At 69.1% G+C, this 12,356-nt stretch carries 9 protein-coding genes; all 9 read left to right on the plus strand.

Translation table 11 applies throughout. The features are described from left to right. Nucleotide 1 precedes the first annotated feature (1 nt). Complete coding sequence (gene tssF / locus ACN20X_RS18040; protein WP_016446993.1) at nucleotides 2-1,876, plus strand: type VI secretion system baseplate subunit TssF; 1,875 nt, start codon at nucleotides 2-4, stop codon at nucleotides 1,874-1,876. Then, nucleotides 1,873-3,045, plus strand: a complete 1,173-nt coding sequence (gene tssG, locus ACN20X_RS18045) for a type VI secretion system baseplate subunit TssG (protein WP_046986248.1) — start codon at nucleotides 1,873-1,875, stop codon at nucleotides 3,043-3,045. Before tssF ends, tssG begins: the two co-directional genes overlap by 4 nt. A gap of 24 nt (nucleotides 3,046-3,069) precedes the next feature. Further along, the gene (locus ACN20X_RS18050; RefSeq protein WP_017405318.1) at nucleotides 3,070-3,903 is read left to right on the plus strand and encodes a hypothetical protein; all 834 of its coding nucleotides are present in this window, start codon (nucleotides 3,070-3,072) and stop codon (nucleotides 3,901-3,903) included. A 5-nt stretch (nucleotides 3,904-3,908) separates the two neighbouring features. Continuing rightward, a complete protein-coding gene (locus ACN20X_RS18055; protein WP_016446996.1) occupies nucleotides 3,909-4,541 on the plus strand; it encodes a hypothetical protein in 633 nt (210 codons plus the stop codon). Nucleotides 4,542-4,875: 334 nt separating this feature from the next. Further along, nucleotides 4,876-5,130, plus strand: a complete 255-nt coding sequence (locus tag ACN20X_RS18060) for a hypothetical protein (protein ID WP_392453849.1) — start codon at nucleotides 4,876-4,878, stop codon at nucleotides 5,128-5,130. Nucleotides 5,131-5,180: 50 nt separating this feature from the next. Beyond that, nucleotides 5,181-7,922 (plus strand): type VI secretion system ATPase TssH, encoded by a 2,742-nt coding sequence (gene tssH / locus ACN20X_RS18065; RefSeq protein WP_473209694.1) that lies wholly within the window; start codon nucleotides 5,181-5,183, stop codon nucleotides 7,920-7,922. After that, entirely contained in the window at nucleotides 7,919-10,189 is a 2,271-nt protein-coding gene (locus tag ACN20X_RS18070) for a S41 family peptidase (RefSeq protein ID WP_473209695.1), read from the plus strand. Before tssH ends, ACN20X_RS18070 begins: the two co-directional genes overlap by 4 nt. A 99-nt stretch (nucleotides 10,190-10,288) precedes the next feature. Beyond that, nucleotides 10,289-11,185 (plus strand): hypothetical protein, encoded by an 897-nt coding sequence (locus ACN20X_RS18075; protein ID WP_223275298.1) that lies wholly within the window; start codon nucleotides 10,289-10,291, stop codon nucleotides 11,183-11,185. A gap of 2 nt (nucleotides 11,186-11,187) precedes the next feature. Next, a complete protein-coding gene (locus tag ACN20X_RS18080; protein WP_016447001.1) occupies nucleotides 11,188-12,345 on the plus strand; it encodes a hypothetical protein in 1,158 nt (385 codons plus the stop codon). Nucleotides 12,346-12,356 lie beyond the last annotated feature (11 nt).

Genomic DNA, 12,356 nt, shown 5'->3' on the forward strand with positions numbered 1-12,356 from the left:
CATGAATCCCCGCCTCGTCGAGTACTACAACCGCGAACTGGCCTATCTGCGCGAGCTGGGCGCCGAGTTCGCTGCCGCCTTTCCCAAGGTCGCGGGCCGTCTTTCGCTGCACGACACCGATGTGGCCGACCCCTATGTGGAGCGCCTGCTGGAGGGCTTCAGCTTTCTGAGCGCACGCATCCAGCTGAAGATGGACGCGGAGTTCCCGCGCCTGTCCCAGCGCATGCTGGAAATGGTCTGCCCCCATTACCTGGCGCCCACGCCATCCATGGTGGTGGTCCAGCTCAAGCCCAGTGCCAAGGAAGGCAACCTGGTCGATGGATTCACCCTGCCCTCGGGCAGCGTGCTGCGCACCCACAAGGTGCAGGAAGAGCAGACCATCTGCGATTTCCGCACCGGCGGGCCGCTGACGCTGTGGCCGCTGGAGATACGCCAGGCCCGCCTGGGCGGCCCGGCGCTGGACCTGCCCCATGCGCTGGTGCCCCAGCTGGGCGAGGCCGGCGGCCACCTGCGGCTGCAGCTGGCCACGCTGGATGCCTCGCAGTGCATGCAGGTGGCGCTGGACCAGCTGTGGGTGTACATCCATGCGGGCGACGTCGTCGCTTCCCATCTGCAGGAGCTCATCCACACGCAGACGCTGGCCATCGTGGTCCACCACCCGCAGGACCCGCGCCAGGTCTGGGACGTGCTCCCGCCCGATGCGCTGCGCGCCGAGGGCCATGACAGCGAACAGGCCCTGATTCCCTATTCGCACCGCGCCTTCCAGGGCCACCGGCTGCTGCACGAGTACTTCGCGTTTCCCGCGCGGCAGCGGTTCTTCTCGATCAACGGTCTGTCGCGCAGCATGCGCCGCATTGCCCACGACGGCGTGGGCATCACGCTGCTGCTGCGCCGCGCCGCGCCCACGCTGGAGCCGCAGATCGACGCGGCCAAGCTGCTGATGCACTGCATTCCGGCCATCAACCTGTTCGAGTACACGGCGGACCGCCTGCACGTGGCCTCCAACGTGCACGAATACCACGTCGTTGCCGACCGCATGCGGCCGCTGGACTTCGAGGTCTACGGCGTGCAGGCCGTCACCGGCCACCACGAAGGCAAGACGCAGGACCGTGAATTTGCGCCGCTGTACGCCTCCACTCACGGCCTGCACTCCACCGAGCAGGCCTACTTCACCACGCGGCGCGAGCCCCGGCTGTTTTCCGAACGCAGCCTGCGCAGCGGCCCGCGCACGCAGTACCTGGGCTCGGAAGTCTTCATCTCGCTGGTGGACCAGCGCGAGGCGCCGTTCTCCGACGAGCTCAAGCAGCTGTCCATGCATACCCTGTGCACCAACCGCGACCTGCCCCTGCTCATGCGCGTCAACCAGCCGGGCGGCGACTTTGCCCTTCAGGAGTCGGCACCGGTGGACTGGGCCCGCGTCATCGCCGGCCCCAGCGCCCCGATACCGGCCGTGGCCGATGGCGGCCTCACCTGGCGGCTGATCTCCCACCTGAGCCTGAACTACCTGGCCATGACCGACCTGTCCGACGAGGAAGGCGCCGCCACGCTGCAGGAGCTGCTGCGCCTGTACCTGGACCTGGGCAACCACCAGCTGGCCGGACAGATCGCCGCCATCCAGGGCATGCGCATCGAGCCCATCACGCGCCGCCTGCCCCAGCACCGCCAGCTCGTCTACGGGCGCGGCGTGGGCGTGCACCTGAGCGTGGACGAGCCGGCCATGGCCGGTGTCAGCCCCTGGCCCCTGGCCAACATGCTGGAGCGGTTCTTTGCCCGCCACGTGGGCGTCAACAGCTTCACCGAGCTGCAGCTGCACTCTCGCCAGCGCGGCCCCGTCGCGCACTGGGCGCCACGCCCCGGACAACGGCCCGGCATATGAGCAACGCCGCGCACGCTCCCCTTGCCCAGCCGGTGCCCGATCAGGACCCGGAGCTGCCCACCGTGCAGGCGAACGCGTCCGAGGACGCTCGGGCGCGCCTGTTCTGGCAGCGCCTGAGCGCCAGGCCCTACCAGTTCGACCTGATGCACAGCCTGCGCTACCTGCAGGCGCGCCACCCCGGCCTGCCGCGCCTGGGCCAGGCCACGCGCCCCAAGGACGAACCGCTGCGCCTGGGCCAGGACCCGTCGCTGGCCTTCGCGCCCGCCACCATCGCCGAGATCCTGCCCTCGCGCGCCGGCGAGCCCGAGCGCATGACGGTCTGGAACTTCGGCCTCTACGGCCCCAACGGACCGCTGCCCACGCACATCACCGAATACGTGCGCGAGCGCCTGCGCCAGCATGACGACGCCACGCTGGCGCGTTTTTCCGACATCTTTCACCACCGCATGCTGCTGCTGCTGTTCCGCGCCTGGTCGGACGCCCAGCCCACGGCATCGCTGGACCGCCCCGGCGAGGACCCCTTCGGCCGCTACATAGACAGCTTCATCGGCACCGGCCTGCCCAGCCAGCGCGCACGCGACGACGTGCCCGACCACGCCAAGCGCTTCATGGCCGGCCACCTGACCCGCTGGACACGCAATCCCGAAGGCCTGTGCCAAGCCCTGTCGCACTACTTCCAGATCCCCGTGCGGCTGGAAGAAAACTGCCTGCACCACCTGGAGCTGGAACCCGGGCAGCAGACCCGGCTGCAAAGCCGCCCCTGCAACTCGCGCCTGGGAGTGGATGCCGTCGTGGGCTCGCGCGTGCCCGATGCGCAAAGCAAGTTCCGCCTGGTGCTCGGCCCGCTGGGCCTGGAGCAGTACCAGCAGTTGCTGCCCCAGGCCGCACTGTTCCAGACCCTGGTGGACTGGGTGCGCAACTACCTGGGCATCGAATACGCCTGGGACTATGTGCTGGTGCTGCGCCGCCAGGAAGTGCCTGCCGCCCGGCTGGGCAGCAGCACCCAGCTGGGCTGGACCACCTGGCTCACGCATGCCGAGCCCGCACAGGACGCGCGCGACTTCCGCATGGACCCCGAAGCCTGGCTGCGCCAGCGCCGCCAGCCCGTGCGGGGCCGGCGCCCCGGCCCCGGCCCCAGTCCTCGAGCCACTGAATCACCGAACCACTGAATCACCACTTCCCTGCTCGCACACATGCCCACCGTACAGATCAAGTTCCCGCACAACGCACCGGTTCCTTCCACGCTGACGCTGGTCGAAGGCAACCGCCTGCGCGTCAAGATCGAGGCCGTCGCAAAGGCCTACAAGCTGGGTGCCAGGATCGATGCGCCCAGCATTCTTGCGGCCCAGCCCCCCGTACACAACGCCCGCGCCGACAGCTGGCAATTCGACTTCGTGGCGCAGCAGCCCGGGCTCACCAAGCTCAGCATCGTGGCGGTGCAGGGAAGCGGGCTCAGCGTCATGCCCGCAGCCATCACCGTGCAGGTGGAGAAAAGCATTTCGCTGCCTGCGGAGAGCACGACGGAGGGGATGCTGGCAAGGCTGTTCCTGGCGGAGAACACCTCGCCCGCACTCGGTGGCTCAAGCTGGCGAATTGAAGACATTCGGACTTCCATGCAATGGATGCGGCGCGTGATCGAAAACCGCCTCAAGAGCCCGAATCCCGGGGATTTCATGGCACGTGGCGCCACCAGCGAAAAAGACATCGTCATGGCAAACGACCGTGGATCGGTCCAGTTCCACGGGTTCAACCTGTATCCCACGCTGCCATCCGAAATGGCAGGAAACCTTCAAAAGTATCTCCAGAACGCCAACAACGGCCTTCACCCGCAGCGCAAGGCCTATCTGGATTTTGTGCAGGCCGCCATCGACATCGCCCAGGCGCCAGTGCCCCCGGACCCCACATCCACAGGGCTCTTCGGTTGGAAAACCACTGAAGCCCCCCAGCCAGGCCCCGAATTCCGCGAACACAAGACCCTGTCCGGCAACACGTTCTACACCCATACCCGCTTGCGCAAGAAGGACTGAAGCCCATGCCTGAACTTCAACAAGCCCTCCAGCGACTGGGCTCCCCCAGCCACCACGGCCATTGCGCAATGCCTGCCCTTGCCAAGCCGGCCAGCGTCTCGGTCGGTCTCGCACGGGCAGCGTGCCTGACCCTCCTCGCAGTCGCAAGTTGGCACGCTGTCGCTGCAGCACCGGCAGACACAGCCGATGCCGCACCAAAACACGCCGCGGCCGCCGACTTCTCGCGCCCGGCCTCTCACTACGTGGCATCGGTTGCGGCCCTTCGCAACTATCTGCAAGCCAAGGACGAAGCCAACAACACCCAGAAAGCCCAGAGCAGGCAGCACTTTTGCTTCGTGCAGCAGCACAACCGCACCGTAACCCCTGCGCGCTCATCGGTCTGGATGGTCTGGCTGGAAGGCGGCCAGATCGCCAATCTGGGGCAGCGCCGCTTCACCGCCAAACCATCGCCGGATGAAGCGCAATGGGACGGAGATGCCTTGGCCGAAGCCAAGGCCATCCACCTCGCGACCGACGTTCGTGAAACGGCGCAGGAAACGACCGGCAGCAGCATCCTCGTCGAGCGTGCCTGGGTGGACCTGCTGCTGGCGCAGTGCAAGGCCAAGGGCCGCACCATCAAAGTGGCTCCTGCCCGATAGCCGAATGCCGCATCTCCACCAATCCTGGTTGCCGCCCAGCCGGATGTGCCGGATGGCCTGTCTGGTGGCTGCGCTGGCCCTGCCCGCAACAGTCCTGGCTCAGGCCAATGCTGCGGCAGACAACGGCAGCCCTGCGCCAGCAACCTCCCAGGGTCTCCCTCCTGACGACTTCTCACGTCCCGTCAAGGCCAGCATCCCTTCGCCTGCCGTACTGCGCGCCTACCTTCGACTCAAGCTGCAGTACGCAGACACCTCCTTGGCGGGAAGGCGTCAGCACTTTTGCTTTGTCCAGCAGCGCTCCGCGCCGCCCGAAGATCCAAGCCCCTTCGTCTGGATGATCTGGCAAGACGGCGGCGAGATTCTCAGCCTGGGCTCGCTGTTGGCCCCGGCACATGCAACGCCGCAGGAGGCCGAGGAGCACGGCGAAGGCATGGCGCGCAACAAATCCATCCGCCTGGCCACTGGCGTCCGTGAAACGGCGCAGGAAATCACCGGCAGCAGCTTCCTCGTCGAACGCGCCTGGGTCGACCGGCTGCTGGCGCAGTGCCAGGCCAAGGGCCACAAGGTCGAAGTCCGCCCCCGCCGCTAGCCGGCATGCCCGGCCCCCATTCATCCACTCTTTTTCCGCACCCAAGACCCATGACAGAAATCAGCCGCCAATCCCTCTTCGGCAAGCTCAACCCGCTGCTGTTCAAGTCGCTGGAAGGCGCCACCGTGTTCTGCAAGCTGCGCGGCAATCCCTATGTGGAGCTGGTGCACTGGCTGCACCAGCTGCTGCAGGAAAACGATTGCGACCTGATCCGCATCCTGCGCCACTTCGACATCGCCTCCGACCGCCTGGCCGCCGATGTGCTGCGCCGCCTGGACCAGCTGCCGCGCGGCGCCACCTCGATCAGCGACTTCTCCGAGCACATAGAGACCGCCATCGAGCGCGGCTGGGTCTATGCCACGCTGATGTTCAACGACAGCCAGATCCGCAGCGCCTATCTGCTGTCGGGCATGGTGCGCACGCGCTCGCTGGCCAATGAGCTGCGCTCCATCTCGCGCGAATTCGACAAGATCTCCGAGCCCGCGCTCAGCGACGCCTTCGCCCGCCTGCTGCCCGACTCGCCCGAGGCACGCATGCGCGCGGCCGATGGCAGCGGGCTGGAAGGCACGCCGGGCGAAGCCAGCCAGGCCACGGGCACCGCACCCGGCCAGGGCGGTGCGCTGCAGCAGTACACGGTGGACCTGACGGCCCGCGCCAAGGCGGGCGAACTGGACCCCGTCACCGGCCGCGACGACGAAGTGCGCCAGATGGTGGACATCCTGCTGCGCCGCCGCCAGAACAACCCCATCCTGGTGGGCGAGGCCGGCGTGGGCAAGACCGCCGTGGTCGAAGGCCTGGCCCTGCGCATCGCCCAGGGCGATGTGCCGCCGCCGCTGCAGGGCGTGGAGCTGCGCGTGCTGGACGTCGGCCTGCTGCAGGCCGGCGCCAGCATGAAGGGCGAGTTCGAGAACCGCCTGCGCGGCCTGCTGGACGCCGTGCAGTCCAGCACCACGCCCATCGTGCTCTTCATCGACGAAGTCCACACCCTGGTGGGCGCGGGCGGCCAGGCCGGCACCGGCGATGCCGCCAACCTGCTCAAGCCCGCCCTGGCGCGCGGCACGCTGCGCACCATCGGCGCCACCACCTGGGCCGAGTACAAGAAATACATCGAAAAAGACCCGGCCCTGACCCGCCGCTTCCAGCTGGTGCAGGTGCACGAGCCCGACGAGCCCCGCGCCGTGGACATGCTGCGCGGCGTGGCCGCCAAGCTGGAAAACCACCACCAGGTGCGCATTGCCGCAGACGCCGTGGCCGCGGCCGTCAGCCTGTCGCACCGCTACATTCCCTCGCGCCAGCTGCCCGACAAGGCCGTCAGCCTGCTGGACACGGCCTGCTCGCGCGTGGCCATGGCCCTGCATGCCACGCCCGCCCAGCTGGAAGCCGTGCAGCGCCGCATCGAGGCCCTGGGCGTGGAGCAGGAAGTGCTGCTGCGCGAGGCCGCCCTCGGCCTGCCCACGGCCGAGCGCCTGCAGGCGCTGGAAACCGACCTGGCCAGCCTGCGCGAGCGCCAGGCCACGCTGGCCGAGCGCTTTGGCCAGGAAAGCGCGCTGGCCCGCCGCATCCTGGAAACCGAGGCCGCCCTCATGGGCCTGAAGCCGCCCGTCTTCTCCACCGGCGCCGCCGCAGACCCGTCCGCTGCGGCACCGGAAACGGCCGCCGAAGCCACCTCAACCGAACCTGCCGAGCCCCCCAGCGTGGCCTCGCTGGAAGCGCTGCGCCGCCAGCTCGCCGAGCTGCAGGGCGATTCCCCGCTGCTGCAGCCCGTGGTCGATGCCGGCGTGGTCGCAGCCGTCGTGGCCGAGTGGACCGGCATTCCCGTGGGCCGCATGGTGCGTGACGAGGTGCAGTCCGTGCTCTCGCTGGCAGACACGCTGGAGAAGCGCGTCATCGGCCAGCGCCACGGCCTGGAGGCCATCACGCGCCGCATCCAGACCTCCCGCGCGCGGCTGGACGATCCGGGCAAGCCCATCGGCGTCTTCCTGCTCGCCGGCCCCTCGGGCGTGGGCAAGACGGAAACCGCCCTCTCCCTGGCCGAAGCCCTGTATGGCGGCGAGCAAAACCTCATCACCATCAACATGAGCGAGTTCCAGGAGGCGCACACCGTCTCCACCCTCAAGGGCGCGCCGCCCGGCTACGTGGGCTACGGCGAAGGCGGCGTGCTCACCGAGGCCGTGCGCCGCCGCCCCTACAGCGTGGTCCTGCTCGACGAAATCGAGAAGGCCCACTCCGACGTGCACGAGATGTTCTTTCAGGTCTTCGACAAGGGCTGGATGGAGGACGGCGAGGGCCGCTACATCGACTTCAAGAACACCGTCATCATCCTGACCTCCAACGTGGGCTCGGACCTGATCGCCAACATGTGCCGCGACCCGGACCTGGCTCCCACGCCGGAAGGCCTGGCACAGGCCGTGCGCCAGCCGCTGCTGCAGACCTTCCCTGCCGCGCTGCTGGGCCGCCTGACGGTGGTGCCCTACTACCCCATCTCCGACGCCATGCTGGAGCAGATCATCCGGCTGCAGATGCTGCGCATCCAGCGGCGCATCGAGGAACGCCACGGTGCGCAGTTCAGCTTCGACGAAGCCGCCGTGGAGTTGGTGCGCCGCCGCTGCAGCGAGGTCGAATCGGGCGCGCGCATGGTGGACGGCATCCTCACCCAGAACCTGCTGCCGCGCATGGCTACCCACTTCCTGCAGGCCACCGTGCAAGGCCAGGAACTGCAAAGCCTGCATGCCGGCGCCAGCGGCGACGACTTCACGCTGGACGTGCGCACCCGCGCTGCGGAGCCGGCATGAGAAGGCACCGCCTGCCACGCGCCGCCACGGCAGTGATCGCAGCAGCTCTGCTGGCCGCCCCGGCTGCGCAGGCGCTGGACCTGGGCGCCATCGGCCAGGCCGCCGACACCGTGCAGCGGGCCTCGGGCGCCGCCACAGCCGGCCAGCAGGCGCTGGAGGCCGGCCGCAGCGCGGCCAGCACGGCCACCAACGCGGCCACCGGCGCCGCCAGCGAGGCCCGTGCCTGGTGGGACCGCAACCAGGCCCAGCCCGAGGCGGCACAGTCGGCGCCCTCCGGCGCCGCCCCCGTGCAGGACGACCAGGGCGGCCCACGCCGCGTCATGGCCGTGCTGGGCGACGCCTGGACGGACAGCGCTCGGCACGGCCAGGCCGTGGTCGCGCTCATGGACCAGGGGCCGTACCTCGTGCAGCGCCAGGCCGCCCATGTGGCGCCGGCCAAGTCGCAATGGCTGGCCCTGCCGCGCGGCGACAGCACCGGCGTGGCCATCGAACTGCCCGGCGACCCCGACGGCACGACCTATGACCTGTCCACGGGCCGTGCCCGCCCCGGGGGCCGGGGCGTGCGCATCTTCGCCCTGTCCGTCCATGCCGACGTGCCCCAGCGCGCGGGCCGGCGCAGCCTGGACGCCATAGAGCAGCACGCCATGCTGCGCGCCAGCTCGGTGCGCACCGAATGGCCGCGCCAAAGCGGCGACATCCTGGAGCCCACGGGCGGCAAGCTGCTGGTCTGGGCCAGCGATGCCACGCAGCGCTTCCCTTCCGGCTTTGGCGCCGACGGACGCCTGTTCACCGCCGACGACCCCATGGTCACCCTGCCGCGCGGCTACACCGTGGTCACGCTGGAGCCGCAGGGCCTGCGCTTCGACCGCGCCCGGGAAATCGCCCTGGCCTTCCATGCCGTCCAGCCCGCGCAGGACATCGACCTGTCCCGCCTGGGCGCGGGCGATGCGGCCCAGGCCCTCATCGGCCTCATTGCCGAGCGCCACCCGCTGGCCGCTGCCAGCGGCTTTGATGCAGGCAAGCTGCGTGCCGACTACGGCCAGCGCCTGCAGACCGCCGCCGAGCGCGGCGACAGCGCCGCACAGGCCCAGGCCCTGGCAGAAATGGGGCAGCGCCTGGGCGATGGCCAGTACCGCGTTCTGCTGCCCGGCGGCCAGGCTTGGCCTGCCCGCACAGACCGGGGCCTGTCCCCGCAGCTGCTGGCACGCGGCAGCGTCAACCTGCCCATGCCGCGCACCTGGCTGCGCGAGGACGGCCGCATCGCCATCACCGGCGTGGCGCCAGGCTCTGCCGCCGCCAAGGCGGGCCTGCAGCCCGGCAGCGACATCCTCGCCATCGAAGGGGAAAGCCCCACCCGCTACCTGGACCGCATTGCCCCCGCCTCGCTGCGCGCCGGTGCCGAAGCCCGCCGCGCCGACCTGCTGGCGCTGGACCTGGGCACGCCCGCCACGCTGAGCCTGCGCACCGCAGCCGGAGCGCCCCCGGCCAGCCAGGAGCAGACCCTGCGCCTGGACTCCGCCCCCGCCGCAACCACGGCCCTGCCTGCGGCCGAGCCCGCCCTCGCCTCCTTCCTGCTGCGCAGCGCCCAGGGCGGCAACCTGGCCTACATCGCCCTCGACAGCTTTGCCGACGGCGCCACCGGCCAGCTCAGCCGCTGGGAGGGCGCCCTGGCCGCAGCCACCCAGGCCAGGGTCACGGGCCTGGTCATCGACCTGCGCGCCCACCGGGGCGACGACGCCTACCAGCTGCTGCCCCACATGCTGGCCTCGCTCTACACACGCGACAAGCCGCTGCGCATGCAGGACGCCGCCCAGCGCCTGTTCGACCCCGCCGCCCGCGTCTGGCGCAGCCGTGGCGGCCTGGGCCTGCCGGCCCAGCTGCCGCTGGCCGCCACGGGCGCGCCCTTCACGGCCCCCGTCGCCGTGCTCACCGGCCCCGGCTGCGCCGGCCCCTGCGAACTGTTCGCCGCCTGGCTGCAGCACAGCCAACGTGCCGACATCGTCGCCACCAGCACCACGGCCGGCGCCACCGGCCCCGCCACACGCGTGCACCTGCCAGCTGGCTTCATCGTGCAAGTCCCCCTGCTCGCAGAAACCGGCCCCACTGCCGGCAACAACACCGCCGCACAAGCCCAAGGCGTGACCCCGCGCCTGCGCGTGCCCGTGGACGCGGCCTTCACCGCCTCCATCCAGGCCGGCGGCGACCCGCTGCTGGACGCTGCCGTGCTCCACCTGGAGCGCGCCCGCGCTGTGCAGGCATCGCGCTAGGACCAGCCATCCATCGTCTTACGGAGACCCCTGAACATGCCACTTGCCATTACCAGCCAGCCCGCAGGACCGCAGTTCGCCATCACGGCCGATGCCCAAATGCCCACCATCACGGTGACTGCCGTCCTGCAGAACGAAGCGCTGCCTGCAGGGAGCACGCCCATCTTCGAATGGTCGGCCACGCTGACGTTCGAAGGCGGCACACCGCCTACCAACACCGCGTATGGAAGTGGCCGAAGCACTGCACACAGCCCTCTGCCACCGCAGACCAGCGCCAGCCCGAGCTGGCGCATCCCGTTCACCGAAGTCCGTGGAGGCCTGCTGACCGTGCAGGTCACGATGCGGGCGGCCGGTGTGGAGCGCCGGGCGCGCGCCACCTGGACCATCGTCGGCACCAATCCCACGAGCACCGCCATCCGTGCCTTTGCCAACAGCATTGGCGCCGACAGGATCGTGTTTCGAAAAAAAATGCGGCAGGAAAGCTCGCTGCAACAATTCCGCACTCCCGGCAATTGGCCGAAATACAGCAGCGATGGCCTGGGTGGCGTGGGCCTGTGCCAACTCACCCGACCGGCACCGACCGCCAATCAGACCTGGAACTGGAAGGACAACGTGCGCGGCGGCTGGAAGCTCTTCCTGGAAAAGGAGGCCTTCGCAAGGGCATATCCTGGCAAGCAGCGCAAGGGCGAGCGGTTCAAAGGTCTGGTCAGAGCCTGGAACCAGGCCCGAACCGCACAAGGATTGCCAGCCATTCCCGTGGAACTGCCGGACTACACGGCCGAGCAGCTCGAACTCGACACCCTGCGCGGCTTCAACGGCTATGCCAACAATCTGCATGAGTACCGCATACGCATGCAAGGCGATCAACTGTGGGTGACGGTCAGCGCCGACGGCAATACGGCCCGCGCCGAATGGGAAAGGATTCCCGCCGCCGAGCGCGGCGCCGTGGGCGATCGCAACTATGTCGACAACGTGCTTGCCCGCGAGGACTTCTAGCCATGCCCTGGAGTGCTACTTCCCGCCGCTTCGCGACCATTGGCGTAATGCTGGCCAGCGCTTTGCTGTCGGTCGCATGCACGCGCAATGCGGATGACAGCCCTGCCGTCTCGTCCGTGCAGGCGAAGCCGGCCAGCTTCGCCTCGTCGAACGACCAGGACCCGTACCGCTATCTCTATACCGTTTACTGCAACGGCACCGTTGATCGCCTGGACCTCGTCCAACGATCCAAAGTGGGCAGTTTCCAGCTGTCCGAGCGCAGCGGCAGCCCCCCTGCCGTTGCGGCGCTTGCACAGCCGGGAGTGCGCCCCGGCGGTTGCCTGGCCCGCTCCGTGGCCACGGACGATGCGCAGGATCGCACTGCCGCAATGGTCCACATCGTTGCCAGCAGCCATGTGGATCCCGATGCCGATGGCCGCAAGCCGTATCAGTTGCTGACATTCGAGCTGCCCCAATGGACACTGCAGCAGACCCGCAACCTGGGCAGCCTGGATGCACCGCCCCGTCTGGCCATCTCCGCCAACGCAAGCCTGACCGTGCAGCCCCGGGACGAGGACCCGGCTGCAGCCATGGCCGCGCAGGTTCAGTCCTGGGCGGGAGCCGATGCGATGACCTGGGCCAATGCCATCGAATGGTCAGCAGGCAATGTGCTGCTGACCTATGCCTTGCCCGATCAGCGCGGCACGGGCGCAGCGCTGGCGCTGCGCACGGATGCGCGCATCGTGCGCCTGGCCGAATTCCGCCATGGCTCCGGCGACATCCCCCCGGACCTGCGTTTGGCGCCGGGCGGCCAGTTCGTGCTGGCCACCATGAAGCGATCCGTCCCCCTTGGCGAGGGCCTCAGCAAGGTCGAAGCCACCGGAGAGCTACGGCTGTATGGCGCTGACGGCCGCCAGCTCAGCGTTCTGAACCTGGAAAGCCTGGCAGGCAGCGTGCTTGCACTGAGCCAGTCCGGCAAGCTGGACCTGGACCAACCGCGCACCGACAACGACTGGTTCAACGTGGCCTTGACGCCTGGCGGCCTGGCTGTTTTCACCGACCGGCGCGGCAACTACCAGTTCATCGCGCTGGGGCACACCTTTCGCCCCGATCCCGTCATCGATCCAGCCCTGGATGACGCAGACGGCGCCCGTCCAGGGCTGGTGTACGCAGCCCGATAGCAGCAAAGGCA

This window comes from Delftia sp. PX-1, from assembly GCF_055797465.1.

Coding starts and splice junctions, on each gene's coding strand:
- ACN20X_RS18075 (WP_223275298.1), top strand. CDS start 10,289: ATGCCCACCATCACGGTGACTGCCGTCCTGCAGAACGAAGCGCTGCCT.
- ACN20X_RS18055 (WP_016446996.1), top strand. CDS start 3,909: ATGCCTGAACTTCAACAAGCCCTCCAGCGACTGGGCTCCCCCAGCCAC.
- tssH (WP_473209694.1), top strand. CDS start 5,181: ATGACAGAAATCAGCCGCCAATCCCTCTTCGGCAAGCTCAACCCGCTG.
- ACN20X_RS18080 (WP_016447001.1), top strand. CDS start 11,188: ATGCCCTGGAGTGCTACTTCCCGCCGCTTCGCGACCATTGGCGTAATG.
- tssG (WP_046986248.1), top strand. CDS start 1,873: ATGAGCAACGCCGCGCACGCTCCCCTTGCCCAGCCGGTGCCCGATCAG.
- tssF (WP_016446993.1), top strand. CDS start 2: ATGAATCCCCGCCTCGTCGAGTACTACAACCGCGAACTGGCCTATCTG.
- ACN20X_RS18060 (WP_392453849.1), top strand. CDS start 4,876: ATGATCTGGCAAGACGGCGGCGAGATTCTCAGCCTGGGCTCGCTGTTG.
- ACN20X_RS18070 (WP_473209695.1), top strand. CDS start 7,919: ATGAGAAGGCACCGCCTGCCACGCGCCGCCACGGCAGTGATCGCAGCA.
- ACN20X_RS18050 (WP_017405318.1), top strand. CDS start 3,070: ATGCCCACCGTACAGATCAAGTTCCCGCACAACGCACCGGTTCCTTCC.